Below are 13,777 nucleotides of genomic sequence, written 5' to 3' on the forward strand. Positions count from 1 at the left end.
GTATTACAGTTAGTTGCTGTGAAAGTGCTGACAGCTTGCCGCAAAGTGCCGTCGTCGCTTTTCGAGATGTTCACAGTAATCAGTGAGTGCTTGCAGCGTACCCACCGGACCATGAAATAGCTTGCCAAACTCGGTAGTGAGCTTGAGCCAATTGTCATGTGGGATATTTAATCTTGTCAGTAACTTAGCGCTATTTACACTGATTGCCCCACGTTTATCACTTCGAATAATTCGGCCTGTTTCATCAACCAATTCAAGGTAATCCGATAATAAAAACGCAATGCCATTGGGCTGGTTGTCGCGCTCATTACCGATAAAAGGCAGTAGATTTTTAGGTTGCTCACCTTTTAATGCAGCCCGAATACGCAACTGGATACTGGCATGGTCGGATTGTTCTGGTGTATCAGCCAGTTGCGCTCTAATAGGATTCAAATCAACATAGGCCATACAAGTTAACACAGCGGTTTCATCGAGTAGGGCTTGCGATTTAAAGCGACCTTCCCAGAAACGACCTGTGCAGTTATCCTCTTGATTCGCTTGCCTTGCGATGGGTTCGTTGAGGCAGCGCACTCTTTTGAAAACACTGGCAACTGATATCACATAAACGGCTGCGATAAATGGCAATTGAATGCTTTAATCTGTGAACTTCATGCGCCTCAACTAACTCACCTTTGGCGAATTTTTGCGTTAATTCATCGCCTTTAAACAGCTTATGCCACTGCTCAAGTACTTCGCGGTCAGTCCAACGATTCGCGCTGTCGATATCGACCCGCAGCACCACATGCAGATGATTGGACATCACTGCAAAGGCCGCCACATCAATGGCAAAAACGGCTTCAAGTTCAAACAGTAGTGATTCTACCCAAGCGCGGCGATGGTCATAATTTTTTCCCGAATAGGCATCGTCACCACACAAAAACGCACGCCGCACAACGCGGCTACAGCAATGGTAATAGGGTGTGTCTTCAACACTTATCTGAGTTCTGCGTGGGCGCGGCATACAAACCTCCTTGTTTAATGCTTAACCCAAGCATAGTCGGAGGTTAACAACTGCGCTATTTAGGCTGAGTGTCCACTTTTATTTTCTTTTATTTTTTGTAGTGATTCTATCCAAGCGCGGCGATGGTCATTGTTTTTCCCCGAATAGACATCATCACCACACAAAAACGCACGCCGCACAACGCGGCTACAGCAATGGTAATAGGGTGTGTCTTCAACACTTATCTGAGTTCTGCGTGGGCGCGGCATACAAACCTCCTTGTTTAATGCTTAACCCAAGCATAGTCGGAGGTTAACAACTGCGCTATTAAGGCTGGGTGTCCACTTTTATTTTAGGCTGGGTGTCCATTTTTATTTTATAGTCCCAATTAACTAAAGGGCTTGCCAAAATCCTCAATGCCTTGGTCTAGGAAATTATTGTAAACATCGGAAATGTATTGGTAGGTAGCAAGTTCAACAGAGAATTCTTTGTCTTTGAAAGACGTGTAATCACTTTTATCCAACTTTTTAGATAACAGCACTTTAATGCGTCCCTTTTGTTTGAGTGGCTTGAATACCATGAGTGGAGCTTTGCCGCTCGTTAATGCGTGGATATCGCAGCGCAATAACAAGCCGTTGTGTGGTTCAAATTGAAACCTATCTTGCTTATCCATATCGGTGTAGCTTTTTATATGAGCTCCTTCGAGAACCTTACTAATATTGCAGCCAGTGACTACGCAGCGGCCACCATATTTTTGATGTAATGCCTTGGTGAAATCACGTTGCTCTTTACTTTTCCGAGTGGGACCAAAGTTAAAATCAGCTTCAACAGCACCAGATTGGGACTGCTGAGAGGGGCGTTCAATACCGACAAACTCGCACACATAGTTACACTGTTCACAGTATCCAAGGAATTGAAGTAACTTTGATAGTTCATGACTGCTAGCAGCGCTATTGCCAAGTGCATTGACAGAAATTGTCTGCTTGAAAGTGAATTTAACCCCGAGCGCATTAGTAAGCGATTCCCATTCGGATCTGTGTTGCTCATCAGTGCCGTTTAAGTGGAAATAAAAGTCCTGCTTAGTTTTTTTGATCGAAAATAGGGTTTTCCCGCGTTCCATGCCAAAACCGATAGATGGATTGCCTTTGTTCAGTGTGTAGGCTGCAAGCCCTTTAGTGAGCTTGTGGTCACGGAGGGTGGACAGTAGTAGTTGCATGCCTTGACGCGCATTTTCATTCTCCCCGCTAACACTTAAATGTGTTAAAAACCCTCTCTGAGCAGACAGTGGTATCGATTTCTTGAGCGGATAGGATTTCTTTTGGGCAGACATTAAGCATTTTCCTTACTGTAATGGAGTGACTTCGATGTGCTGATCGATCTCTGGTATGGCTTGATTTATATAGACACTCTGTAGCATTACTAAAATTTGGTCAACAAGATCTAGCTTAATGCCGCCACTAATAGGCGCAGTAAGAAGGAATGGGGCATAAACGGTGCCAGCAGAAGAACTGACACGTAATTGGACAATATCTTTTTAGCTAAACGAACAGCAGAAGTGTTAGTTAAGATTGGCATTGTTGCAACTGTGACCGTTGGCGGCATGGATGCCGTCGTCGAGCCCTCAGGGACGAGTTTATGGCGAGTCACAGGGGAAACAATGACAATGAATACAGCACAACTGACGACAAAGTTATCTTGCTTTGGGCATTAGCTTTTTAGCTAAACGAACAGCAGAAGGGTTAGTTAAGATTGGCATTGTTGCACCTGTAACCTTCTAAAACAGGGATATTTTATTAGAGCCCTCAGGGAGGCTTCTTGTTAAATAAAGAGGTGATGAGTCACTGGGGAAACAATGAAAATTGATGCGTCACAACTAACAACAACTTTATTTTGCTTTTGGGCAAAAAGAAAAGCCCGCGGCTGCGGGCTTGGCGTCACTTTAAATATCAGCGGAAAAAAAGGACTGGCTTAACGGTAAGTCAGCGTTGTGGTATCCGTTAACTTGTCGTTATCTTTAACGGTCAGTTCAACAGTGTGTTGTCCACGGCGGGCAAGGCGCAATACCACTTGACCGTTAGCGCGGGTGCCATTGTCGAACGTCCACTTATGTTGCTTGATCACGCCATCGGTATCATAGCTAGTCGAGATAAACATATCGACTAACCATAAATTAATACGCTGAATTTGCGCAACGGGTGCTTGTTTCACATTGTCAGCAACCACTGTCACCATTTGCGACGTGCTATGGGTTAGGCCGTCGTTATCAGTCACAGTTAGCGTGACCAAATACTCGCCGCTTTGGCTGTAACTGTGGGTCACAACCTCACCCACTGCCACAGTGTTATCACCAAAGCTCCACTCGGCTGATACGATTTGTCCATCACTGTCGGTTGAAGTGGATGTCAGTTGCACCGCTGCACCATTCACCACTTGAGTGAAACTGGCCACTGGCGCGACTTTTTCCGCTTCGAGCAAGAGTGAAATCACCACAGGATCGTGATCCGATGAGCGGTAAGCATCACTTGCGAATAAGTCTTGGATTTGAGCGGGCGTCTTAAACTCTTCGTTGTAATCCAATACACGTGGTTCGTCGGTATTGATATGCCACTGCGTCACATCCACCACTTTATCCAGCAGGGCTGCGTTCGCTAAAGCATGGTCCAACTGACCCGATTCAGCCGAGAATACATAGGAATAAGGGTTCGGTTTTTCAAGTTTGGCAAACAGCTCACTAAAGCCTGCATTACCTAAGGCCGTTAATGGATCTTCCTTCGCATAGGCGTTCAAATCACCAATCAGCAGTACGCCTTGATCTGGATATTGCTCGCTAATCCATTGACCTGCAGCCGTCGCCGCACGGGTACGAGTGATATTACAGTTGCCTTGACCGTCGTTAAGATCAGGTTCGCCCGCACATTCACTGCCCTTAGATTTAAGGTGATTAACCGCAACAACCACGCCTTCTTCACTGCCGTTCACACTAAAGGCTTGCGTCAGCATTGGACGGTTTTTGCTATCGTCAAACAAGGGCTGTTGATCGCTATCTAATGGCGAATTTGCACTAGATAGAATACGTGCAGCGCCCTGCGGCGTGACTTTATCACTGCGATAAATCAAGCCAACTGTGATGGCATCGGTGCCAATCGCATTCATGCCTGTTGGCGCGATATAAGCGTAACGCGCTTCACCTACAGCAGCATTCAAACCTGCGACTAAATCGGCAATGGCTGAATTAGCGCCAAAGCCATCGTTTTCAATTTCCATCAAACCAAATACATCGGCACTAATGCCCACCATGGCACTGACAATCTTCGCCTTTTGACGCTCAAACTCGCTTAAGGTATTGGCACCACGCGCGGTTGGGAAACCTGCACCTTGGCCATCACCATTGAAGTAGTTAAGCACGTTAAAGCTAGCGACTTTTAGATTACCACCCTCAACCAATGTGGGCGCAACTGGGCGTGGGTTTTCAGCCACAAAGTTCACCGTTTCGATTGGCATAATGCGATACAGATTAAAGCCATAGTGCATTACACCCGTAAGCGATGTGGCTTTATCGCCTACACGCACTGTGTTTGATGCGCTCAAACCAGGAGCGGGGAATTGCACAGGATCAGGATTCTGCGCCGTTAAACCGTCATCCAATAAAATACTGTCACGTTGGTTGGCTGCGCTCACCGCCAGCGCATCCGCGCCCGGCGCAGCCACCTGCGTACCAATAAAGTGGCGCTGACTGCCTAATGAAATCTCGCCATAACGGCCTAGGTTATAGACTTCATTCACCACTAAATCTTGGCTGAAACGAACCCGCATGCCCTCAAAGGGCTCAAAATCATCACTGCTGTTAACAGGTAAGGTCACTAGCGCGGCCGTTGGTAACGTTTGTCCTGTGGCACACAACTTGTGATCAGATAAAGTCGTTAGTTCAGTTAAGCCTTGATATTCAGTGACTTTGGCTTTTAAACGAATACGATCGCCTGCCACATAAGCTGTGGGCGCAGTGCCGGTATATACAAACACACCTTCCGAGGTTTGGGGATCGCTATCGGCTTCATTATCGGCCATTTGTACAAAAATGCCCTTAAGACCAGCTTCTTGATTACTGACGACAACCGCCTCAACCACTAAAGTTTGACCATTAAGAGGGCTGGCAGCACCCGCGCCTTGGAGCGCATGAATTGCTGTGGCTTCTTCGCCGCACACTAAAGAGCTTGGTGGAGGGTCGACGGGATCGGTTGGCGTACCCGCACTGAACTTACCAAGATCAGAAACATCGTCCTTAGCAAAACCTAGCCAAGTGCTAAAGCTTACTGCATCGGTGCTGATAGGATCGGCAATCAGCAGATCAGGATTACGGCGCAGGGTATTGTCTTGAGTGGAGAGGTCACCATTGCCCCACTCGGCACCGGGATCAACACCGACTTGGCCTAAACTATCAATGACTTGATTTTGATAGGTCAGTTCAATCGCATCGTCGCCGTTAAAGAAGCTGGCGCTACTCTGTTGATTTGTGACCGCAAGGATATCGGCAGAAGAGTCATTATCGGCAACCACATAAGTCGCCCCCGCCGCTAATGAGCCAGTGAGCGCAATGGTCGTGCCGACATTTGTGCTGCCATTAAAATAGAAGCGCAATTGGTATTGGCTTAAATCAATAGCGCCCGCGGTTGGGTTATACAGTTCGATAGCTTTATTATTACTGCTGCCTTCGACATATTCAGAAATGATCAAATTATCCGCGCCATGGGCAAGCCCACAAACGCTGCTGATGGCTAACGCCAGCACAGTTTTAGTGTTAAACATTGAGACCCCTAAATGTATTGTTTTAATATTTGGTATTTAATTGATGCGCTTAGATGCTTCAAGGTGATGTCACCTCGAAGACTGACGATACTATAGGCGGTCAAGGTTACAAATTGGTTGCATCAAAGTTGCAACTTAAGGTGGATATTATTCGTGCGATTTAGCGATCAGAACTAGGAAGAAAGCAGTACGGGAGATGCTGGCCGCACTACACAGTGCGGCCAGAGATAAATCGAGGTTAATCAAGTAAGCAGAACAAATGGATGGCAATCCTGACACAGGGTTATAAGGGCTGAAGCTTTTCATCGAGTAAACTGACGAGCAGTAACTCACCTTGCAAATTCACTCTAAACTCACCGTATTTTGCTGCACTAAAATGATCGGCTTGTCCTTCTTCAAAGAAAAAGCTGTTCGATGCGAGCTTAATTTGATTACCACGGACACGAAACTGCACTCGTAGTTGATCTTTACCGAGTGCTTGGTCGGTATAAAAGTCGACAAAACGCGCCACTTTTTGCCCATCGACAGCCAGCAATAACTGCCCCTGCATTTGTTGCGGCGCTAAGGCGCTACGCACATCGCGCGCAATGGCATATTCAAGCGCCATGTAATCACCCTGCATTAATGAGCGCGGATCGACCGGTGCTAATGCAAAACGCACCACTTGGCCGTGATTAAGCAGTTGTTCGAATTTGAAAATGCGCCAATTCACGCCAGCGAGAATCGCCACTGTTGTGAATAATACGAGCCCAAGCGCCCATTTATGTGAAGCCGACAGTTTTCCCATCACATTGCCCATCACACAGTCTCCTTGGCATTTTCATTGGCAGGAAATAACCACCACATCACTAACCTTGCCACCAACAGCAAGGCGCCTAAGCCCATCAAATAACCAGATTTAAGTAACAGAGTCGTTTCTAGGGAATAATAATACCCGCTGACAAATAACAGCGCCGACACCATTCCCATACCTTTCAACCAAGACTCGTTGCAATAATGACCAAGCAAGATCAATAGAATAGCCGTTGATAAACCCTGCATAGGTAAGGATAAACCGCTAACGATGACTAAACCGATAACACATCCTAGCGCCGCTGGTGAGCTTAGTGATTGCTGGCGCTCGCGCAAGATTGTCACCAATAAAAATCCGCAAATAGCGAAAATAATCAACAGATGAGTCAGTGTCAGCCACAGGCTTTGCTGCCAAGGGCTAAATAAGGCTTCAAAAATACTGTCCATACTAAAAGCGTGCATCAACTGCAACGAAAGCAACGCGAGTGCGAAACCATAGATGAGCATCCGAGCCCTGCGATAATGACGCCCGAACTGATTGATATTTAATAACACTAGACTAATGACTACGGCAAAAAGGCTTGGGCTAAAATTGAGCAGTTCAAATTTTGCCATCAGGCCAATCACGCACCAACTTAAGCAAAAAGCGAATACAAACTGGGCTAGCCCGTGGGCAATCAAGCCCCACAGTACCAATGTAATACCCGCCATACAGAGATACCATGTGAGGCTAAAATCATTGTTAATTAAATCAAATAATCCCCATGCCACACTGATCAAACCACTCAAACAGGCGGCAAAAGCAAATTGTTCAATAAAAATCTGTTGCCGCGGTAAAAAATACAGCCCAATCCCCAAGGCTAAATAGGTTAAGCCGATAAATAAAATGACATCTTCTTCAACATGCTCAAAAATGGCACCAAACGCTGCCATCATAAAGCTCAATAAAAACAACGCAGCTATCCAAGCAGCAAACGCCTGCATAGTGGCAATATACCAAGGGATATCATGGTCTTCTGGCATTTGAGCAGCACTAACATTGCCTTCGGCATACAAAGCTTGCCAGAGTTTGATTAGACTTAATTCACTCGAAGCGTCGATTGATGTAACACTATCAGTGCTGGATCGAGTGATCATTTCGCTATCCTGTAAACCATTATTGTTGCTCATGAACATCTCCCACGCTCACGCTTCCTTGGCTGGCGATTCCTACAAACTGAGGTTTAAGTTTCCGGTTTAGCTCCCTCAACCAAATACTCAAACCTGTGCTTGCCAAAATGATATAAAGCCCAATAAACAAAAATCCACCTATGGGGTCATTATCCTCAAACATCAGCTTTATCAGTAACGCGGCGCCTACGGCAATCAGGCTAAAACCGCCCAAGGCCAAGGGATATATGCGTGGTAATCTATAACGAAAAATAACGAATCCGAATATCAGATGGGCAAAATAACCACAGAAGATCCCAGTGCTGAAGCTATCACGTTCAAGGAAATCGTCGAAAATAAGCCAAGTGATTAACCAAGTAAAACAGCCCATAGCAAACAATGAACAGGCATATTCAAGGATTGGCGCATGCCAGCGCCCCGCGACTTTGTGGTCTAAAAGTACAAAAGCATAATAGATAAATAAATTCAAACAGATAAATATCAGCAATTGTCCTTGAGCGCCCCAAAATAATCCCCAGAAATGGGAAAAGGAATCCAGAAATATCCCTATGCTGAGGTTTAGTAATCCCACCAGCAACAGCCACAAACCATCAAATCCCGCCACCCAAGCAAAGGGTAAGATAACAAATGCCCATAGCGCGAATAACTGCCAAGGATCGGCGCCCGTTTGATAGGTTTGCCCAACTAACGCTAATAAGCCACCGACTAACACACTTGCGGCCAGTAGCACGCCATTGGCGGTCGTCGCACCAAAAGTGCTGTCTTTACGATAAGGGCTAACGGGGGAATAAATGTTGGCACGATAATAGAACCAAGCAAATGCGCTGATAGCAAGTATTATAGCCACTTCAATCAGTCCAAATTTGGCAAATCGCCCCAAAGATTGCCAATTATAAGCAAAGAAAAAAATCACCCCACAGGCAAAACTTAACGCACCGAACCAGAGTAATAAATGAGCGATTAAGCGACGCCAACTAGACCCATCCGGCAAGACTGTCACCTGTCGATAAAGCTTATTTGCCTGCTCTTGCGTGATATGTCCCTGTTCAACCCAACCACACACTTGAGATTTTATCTTGCTCAATGTGAAATCTCCCTCATCCTGTTTGCGCTAGCTTACTATGACAGATTTAAAATTCGCACTTTATCGACAGCATTGAACAAATTAAATTGTGTATACTTGTAAAAAATCATTCATGCTAAAAATAACAAGGGATGACTATGATATTGAGCCAGTTGTGTCGTCTACTCTTTTGTTTAGCCTTAAGCATTAGCGCATTTACTGCGGCTATCGCCCAAGATAAAGTTCAGTCGCCAGCGATTCCCGAGTCAATTCCGACAATTCATGTCGGTGGTTATCAATTTGCTCCCTATGTCCATCAACAACAAGACGGCCGTTACACAGGTCTCACACTCGATATCATTAATGCATTAAATCAAGTACAACAAGAAGTGGTCTTTAAATTTGCCGTCACCAGTATTGAGCACAGATATAAAGCCTATTCTTTAGGTCGCTTCGACATGATGCTCTTTGAGAATCCCGCTTGGGGATGGCAAAAAATAGCGACTCATTTTATTCCGCTACATATGATAGATGGTGAAGTCTTTATTGCACTTAAAACTAAAGCTCATAACCAAAGCTATTTCAAAAACTTAACCAACAAGTCAATTGCGTTCATCAAAGGATATCACTACCAGTTTGCCCACTTTGAAACCGATGCGAATACGCTGGCAAAGCAATTTCGTCCCTTGTTCGTCAGTCACAATAACGCCTCTATCGAAAGCATTCTACGTGAACGCGCCGACCTAGCGCCCGTGACAAACTCTTACCTACAGTATTATTTAAAGGTTCATCCAGAAGATAGGAAATTACTTTTAATATCAGATGAATGGGACCAAAAATACGCCAATGGTATTTTACTCAACCCCAGTTCACAGCTCGATAGCAAAAGGCTCTCACACTGGATTGAACTGCTCATCAATAATGGTAAACTCGCTGAACTCGCCGCCCAATACGGTATTCAATTAACCCCATAATTCGCTGTTTATTTTTTCAAACTCTGATGCTTCAATCGATGATTTATCAAGCTATCATGAGCAATTTACGCGGCAGACAAGAGTGGCCCTAGCATAGCCAAAATACCAATGAGCAAGAAAATCAGCGCTTGCACTATGATCATCTGGCCACTATTGGGTGGACTCAGAGTGGCAATGTAAAACTGCCAAATCGCAAAGATCCCATAGTTCATCCCGAGGAATAACAACAGGCTAAAGGCATACATCCCAGGGATCACCTTTAATGCACAGGCTAAAAGTGCAGCCGTAGAAACCACAAAAAATACCGATTGGCAGTGAAATAAGCACAGTAGCATTTGCTTACTTTGCTGTGACACATTCGCCTTTAAGAGTGGCGCTAATAAAACCCGCTTACCATAGATTAAATGGTAGCCACAGACTCCAGCACTCAAAACAGTCGCTGCCATTATTGTTAATACCATAGTGCTCCCATTTAGTACTCATATTTGATTATCTTTGAATATCGTAAACTGAACTAAGAATTTAAAACTGAGGAGAATTTAAACCCAAGGCTTAAATACTTGACCATGTAACTAAGACCCTAAAAACTGCGGTTGAGTTTCAGCCGAGCGAAAATAAGCAACTTGGTTCTAAGCCCCTAAACCAAACGGGGCTAAAATCTATGGGAAAACCGACTCAATATGAATGACCCCATCAGCTCCTTAGTGCTTGTGCTTTAAGCAAAAAGGAGCCATCAGGCTCCTTTTCTTCACAATCCGTAAACGATTACCCTGACTAAAACCTACGATTACATAGTCGCCATAGTCCAATAATTTAAACGCTTTTGTGGATCGGCTAACAGGTTTTTACATTCTTCTTTATATTTACCCATTAACGCACCTAAGTTACTTGACCCCCCTAAGCTTTCGATTTGACGGGCTTTAGCATCGGCAACCGCTTGAGTGACCTCAGCTTCAGAGCTGTATTTCTTAGCTAAATTCTCAGACTCAATTTTAGAACTTTTTAAACGCTCACCCACGGCCTGCATTTGCGGTGCATTCATCGCCCCAATGGCTTCTGAGCTAATTTGATAGTAAGCGGCACATTCAATGGCTTCTTTACTAAACGCTTTTTCTGCTTCATCAGCCCAAACTGCAGTACTGGCACTTAAGACTAAACCACCTAATACTAACGTTTTTACCTGAGTTAACATGTTACTTTTCCTTTTAATCGCCATAAATAAACCTACTCAAGCCCTCGGTGGAGCTCAAGTTCGTAGATATAAAAATCTTGGTTACGCACAAAGCCTAAACCTTCATACAAGCCCTGCGCGCGCTGGTTTTTTTGCTGTGTTTCTAACATCAAATAACTCATATTATGCGCTTTGGCATAACTGGCGGCCTGTAGCACTAACGCCCGCCCAATACCGACACATCGGGCATGTTGAGTCACATACACATCATTGAGGATCAACATAGGGGCCAAACGTAACGATGAAAAACTGGGATACATTTGAACAAAACCTAATCCAAGCCCTTGATTATCTTTAGCAATAAATATCACCGATGAGCCATCTGACACTCTTGAATGAATAAACTGCTCCGCAGCCGCGAGATCATCCCTACGCCCATAAAACTGTCGGTACTCATTGAATAACACTGCAACCTCATGGACATGAGTCACATCTACTCGAGTTATGATGCTTGCCATGGGCTTTTCCTATTTATCATTAGAGTGTTGGCGGTCGTTGTCGCAATCGAAATTGCAGACTGTTTTTCACCGTTGGCCACTCGGTATCAATAATGGAATACACCACGGTATCGCGGATAGTGCCGTCCTTAAGAATCTTATGATTTCGCAATACACCATCTTGCTTAGCGCCCAGTCTTGCAATGGCTTGTCTCGAAGCTTGGTTATGCCAATGAGTACGAAACTCAACGGCAATGGCGTCTAAGGTTTCAAAAGCAAAGGTCAATAACAGCAGTTTAGCTTCAGTATTAATCCCAGTGCGCTGGGCACGTTTAGCATACCAAGTGTATCCAATCTCAAGACGGCGATTATCAGACTCCCAGTTGCAAATTCGCGTGCATCCGACGATTTCCCCTGACACTCTATCCCGCACCGCAAAGGGAAAACTCTGGCCCCGCGCTTTTTCTTCGAGTGCTTTAGCCACATAGAGCTTCATCTCAGTTGGCTCAGGGACACTGGTAAACCATAAACGCCAAAGTTGACCATCTGTCACGGCTAGACTCAATGCCGCCACATGGGACAAAGATAAGGGCTCAAGTACAATATGCTCACCACTTAAACAACCTAAGTTATCTTCACAGCCCACAGTATCGCCTCCGTTAGATGATAGAAAAGTGTGTTGTAGCGCACGTTTTTATCTAGCCTAACATTAAACGAGAATAAAAAAACACCCTATTTTGAACACCCTGTATTTACTCGCATTTAAACGAGTAAATTTACTATTTAAATCAATTAATTATCAGAGGTATCTGATTCGGATTTTTGAGATAAAACTATTTATGGCGACAAAGTGGCGACGGAGCTTTTTAATTTTGACTCGATAATATCGCGCTGGTTGGTTCGTAACAACATGCGTTTTTCATTTCAGTTTTTGATCGTCTTAAGTTGTTGATTATTATTGTTTAGATCTTTTTCAATATTTTCTAATCATTCATAAAAACCCCACGGAATCCACGCAAAAGCTAATTAAATCAATACCTAGACATTTTCACTCGCCACCAAACGCGCTGTATGGAACTGTAAAACAGTGAAATAAACCGCGATCATTTCAGATCTTTGATCCTTTAAAACCCCTAGGAATGGCGCTGGCTGCGCCTATGAACTGCAATAAACTAAAACTGAAAAAAAATTAACATACAAAGCGCGCAGGAGGGTGAGGAAGAGTGCGGATTTCGTGTCGTGGTTTCTCTGTCGCGCTGGTTTTCGTGGCTAAAATGGTCGGGGCTGGTGTTTGTGTAGCGATGATGTGATGACGTGGCCAACATAGTCGGCGGTGTCTGTACTCGATATAGATGCGGGTGGCTTTGCTGCAGCTAACAAAAAGCCCAGCGCTTTGGCTGGGCTTATACGTGTAGCTTATGCGTTAACTTACTTTGTATGTTCCTGCGCTGCTGCCTGCTGCGACGACCACATCAGCGTTGGCGGTGATTTCATCAATGACGGCTTTAGCAATGGCGGCAGCCATCTTGCCCGCGAATGCGTGATCGCCTTCGGTGATAAAGCCTTGTGCTTGTAGTTCGCTAACTATCTTTGATTGTAATGATCCGCTGCTTAATGCCATTGGCCTTCCCCTTATTTGCCTGCGCTAACGGTTGATGATCCGTCGCCGTGTGGTGCGCCCGTAAAGTGGCAGATATGGGCACAGGTGACTACCGCTGCACCGCCGTTTAGTTTGATGGTGTCTGCATCTTCGGTAATGTTCTTCGCGGTGATGCGCAGATCATCAGTGATGTTCATTGTCATTTTGCCCAATACTTCAGTTAGCTGGTCTTCTAACACTTTGATGCGCTGATTAAGACATTCAATGGTGCTGTCTTTATCGGTCACGCTAAAGAAGTTGCCCGCGTCATCTATGTGCTGATAAACGCCCTCGCGGATTTGAGTGCGTGACTCACCCGCTTTGATGGCAGGAAGATCCCAGCCGAACGGTAAGATACAACGGATGAATGGTTTATCTGGTCTGCCGTAGGCAAAGGCGATTTCGACGATGGAACCAATAGCGGGTGGTTCGAGTCGGCCTGCTTTATCGCCTGCTCCATTGAGTGGCAATGGGACGGCTTGCAATACTTTCGATTTGGTGGCGGTGCCGTGTTCGTCGAGCAGCTGTACGTCAACGGCATAGCGTGGATAAAACGCATCGCTGCCGCGTTCTCCATCTTCTGTTGGCAGCTCTGGCAAGGCAACGACTTTAGCCCAGCGCGGTAAGTGCAATTGCGAGCTGAGTTCTGGGAATGATCGCAACACGATTTTTTTGATGATTTGTTCCAT

Annotated in this window: 13 protein-coding genes and 2 pseudogenes; 2 read left to right on the top strand and 13 right to left on the bottom strand. The window is 45.2% G+C overall.

What is annotated here, in order from left to right; translation table 11 throughout:
• Positions 1-9: 9 nt before the first annotated feature.
• The 3 genes and pseudogenes from CKQ84_RS22005 to CKQ84_RS22015 form a co-directional block, all read right to left on the bottom strand.
• Positions 10-1,000 (bottom strand): annotated as a pseudogene (locus CKQ84_RS22005) (transposase).
• Positions 1,001-1,098: 98 nt separating this feature from the next.
• Positions 1,099-1,248, bottom strand: a pseudogene (locus CKQ84_RS22010) (transposase); the annotation flags it as partial.
• A gap of 119 nt (positions 1,249-1,367) precedes the next feature.
• The gene (locus tag CKQ84_RS22015) at positions 1,368-2,309 is read right to left on the bottom strand and encodes an HNH endonuclease signature motif containing protein (RefSeq protein WP_105252754.1); all 942 of its coding nucleotides are present in this window, start codon (positions 2,307-2,309) and stop codon (positions 1,368-1,370) included.
• Between the two features lie 189 nt (positions 2,310-2,498).
• On the opposite strand from CKQ84_RS22015, the gene CKQ84_RS22020 reads away from it, so the two are divergent.
• Positions 2,499-2,690, top strand: a complete 192-nt coding sequence (locus CKQ84_RS22020; protein WP_105252755.1) for a hypothetical protein — start codon at positions 2,499-2,501, stop codon at positions 2,688-2,690.
• A gap of 257 nt (positions 2,691-2,947) precedes the next feature.
• On the opposite strand, the gene CKQ84_RS22025 is transcribed toward CKQ84_RS22020, so the two are convergent.
• The 4 genes from CKQ84_RS22025 to CKQ84_RS22040 form a co-directional block, all read right to left on the bottom strand.
• Complete coding sequence (locus CKQ84_RS22025) at positions 2,948-5,782, bottom strand: ExeM/NucH family extracellular endonuclease (RefSeq protein ID WP_105252756.1); 2,835 nt, start codon at positions 5,780-5,782, stop codon at positions 2,948-2,950.
• 283 nt (positions 5,783-6,065) lie between these two features.
• Positions 6,066-6,581 carry a GDYXXLXY domain-containing protein gene (locus CKQ84_RS22030; protein WP_105252757.1) on the bottom strand — a complete coding sequence of 172 codons (516 nt, stop codon included), beginning with the start codon at positions 6,579-6,581 and terminating at the stop codon, positions 6,066-6,068.
• Positions 6,581-7,744 (bottom strand): DUF4401 domain-containing protein, encoded by a 1,164-nt coding sequence (locus CKQ84_RS22035; RefSeq protein WP_105252758.1) that lies wholly within the window; start codon positions 7,742-7,744, stop codon positions 6,581-6,583. Before CKQ84_RS22035 ends, CKQ84_RS22030 begins: the two co-directional genes overlap by 1 nt.
• A complete protein-coding gene (locus CKQ84_RS22040; protein WP_105252759.1) occupies positions 7,731-8,828 on the bottom strand; it encodes a DUF2157 domain-containing protein in 1,098 nt (365 codons plus the stop codon). The genes CKQ84_RS22035 and CKQ84_RS22040 overlap by 14 nt, the downstream gene beginning before the upstream one ends.
• A 137-nt stretch (positions 8,829-8,965) precedes the next feature.
• On the opposite strand from CKQ84_RS22040, the gene CKQ84_RS22045 reads away from it, so the two are divergent.
• Entirely contained in the window at positions 8,966-9,781 is an 816-nt protein-coding gene (locus CKQ84_RS22045) for an ABC transporter substrate-binding protein (RefSeq protein ID WP_105252760.1), read from the top strand.
• A 65-nt stretch (positions 9,782-9,846) separates the two neighbouring features.
• On the opposite strand, the gene CKQ84_RS22050 is transcribed toward CKQ84_RS22045, so the two are convergent.
• The 6 genes from CKQ84_RS22050 to CKQ84_RS22075 form a co-directional block, all read right to left on the bottom strand.
• The gene (locus CKQ84_RS22050) at positions 9,847-10,242 is read right to left on the bottom strand and encodes a hypothetical protein (protein WP_105252761.1); all 396 of its coding nucleotides are present in this window, start codon (positions 10,240-10,242) and stop codon (positions 9,847-9,849) included.
• Between the two features lie 326 nt (positions 10,243-10,568).
• The gene (locus CKQ84_RS22055; RefSeq protein WP_105252762.1) at positions 10,569-10,973 is read right to left on the bottom strand and encodes a hypothetical protein; all 405 of its coding nucleotides are present in this window, start codon (positions 10,971-10,973) and stop codon (positions 10,569-10,571) included.
• Between the two features lie 32 nt (positions 10,974-11,005).
• Positions 11,006-11,470: an N-acetyltransferase gene (locus CKQ84_RS22060; protein WP_028760288.1), complete on the bottom strand. Its 465-nt coding sequence runs from the start codon at positions 11,468-11,470 to the stop codon at positions 11,006-11,008.
• A gap of 19 nt (positions 11,471-11,489) precedes the next feature.
• Complete coding sequence (locus CKQ84_RS22065) at positions 11,490-12,095, bottom strand: GNAT family N-acetyltransferase (RefSeq protein WP_105252763.1); 606 nt, start codon at positions 12,093-12,095, stop codon at positions 11,490-11,492.
• A gap of 777 nt (positions 12,096-12,872) precedes the next feature.
• Entirely contained in the window at positions 12,873-13,070 is a 198-nt protein-coding gene (locus CKQ84_RS22070; RefSeq protein WP_105252764.1) for a hypothetical protein, read from the bottom strand.
• A gap of 11 nt (positions 13,071-13,081) precedes the next feature.
• A complete protein-coding gene (locus CKQ84_RS22075) occupies positions 13,082-13,777 on the bottom strand; it encodes a hypothetical protein (protein ID WP_105252765.1) in 696 nt (231 codons plus the stop codon).

The sequence above is a fragment of the Shewanella sp. WE21 genome (genome assembly GCF_002966515.1).
GTDB lineage: Bacteria > Pseudomonadota > Gammaproteobacteria > Enterobacterales > Shewanellaceae > Shewanella > Shewanella oncorhynchi.

Excerpts from the sequence above, each read along its gene's own strand:
- CKQ84_RS22015 (WP_105252754.1), bottom strand. The coding sequence starts at position 2,309 with ATGTCTGCCCAAAAGAAATCCTATCCGCTCAAGAAATCGATACCACTG.
- CKQ84_RS22025 (WP_105252756.1), bottom strand. The coding sequence starts at position 5,782 with ATGTTTAACACTAAAACTGTGCTGGCGTTAGCCATCAGCAGCGTTTGT.
- CKQ84_RS22030 (WP_105252757.1), bottom strand. The coding sequence starts at position 6,581 with ATGGGCAATGTGATGGGAAAACTGTCGGCTTCACATAAATGGGCGCTT.
- CKQ84_RS22035 (WP_105252758.1), bottom strand. The coding sequence starts at position 7,744 with ATGAGCAACAATAATGGTTTACAGGATAGCGAAATGATCACTCGATCC.
- CKQ84_RS22045 (WP_105252760.1), top strand. The coding sequence starts at position 8,966 with ATGATATTGAGCCAGTTGTGTCGTCTACTCTTTTGTTTAGCCTTAAGC.
- CKQ84_RS22050 (WP_105252761.1), bottom strand. The coding sequence starts at position 10,242 with ATGGTATTAACAATAATGGCAGCGACTGTTTTGAGTGCTGGAGTCTGT.
- CKQ84_RS22055 (WP_105252762.1), bottom strand. The coding sequence starts at position 10,973 with ATGTTAACTCAGGTAAAAACGTTAGTATTAGGTGGTTTAGTCTTAAGT.
- CKQ84_RS22060 (WP_028760288.1), bottom strand. The coding sequence starts at position 11,470 with ATGGCAAGCATCATAACTCGAGTAGATGTGACTCATGTCCATGAGGTT.
- CKQ84_RS22070 (WP_105252764.1), bottom strand. The coding sequence starts at position 13,070 with ATGGCATTAAGCAGCGGATCATTACAATCAAAGATAGTTAGCGAACTA.
- CKQ84_RS22075 (WP_105252765.1), bottom strand. The coding sequence starts at position 13,777 with ATGGAACAAATCATCAAAAAAATCGTGTTGCGATCATTCCCAGAACTC.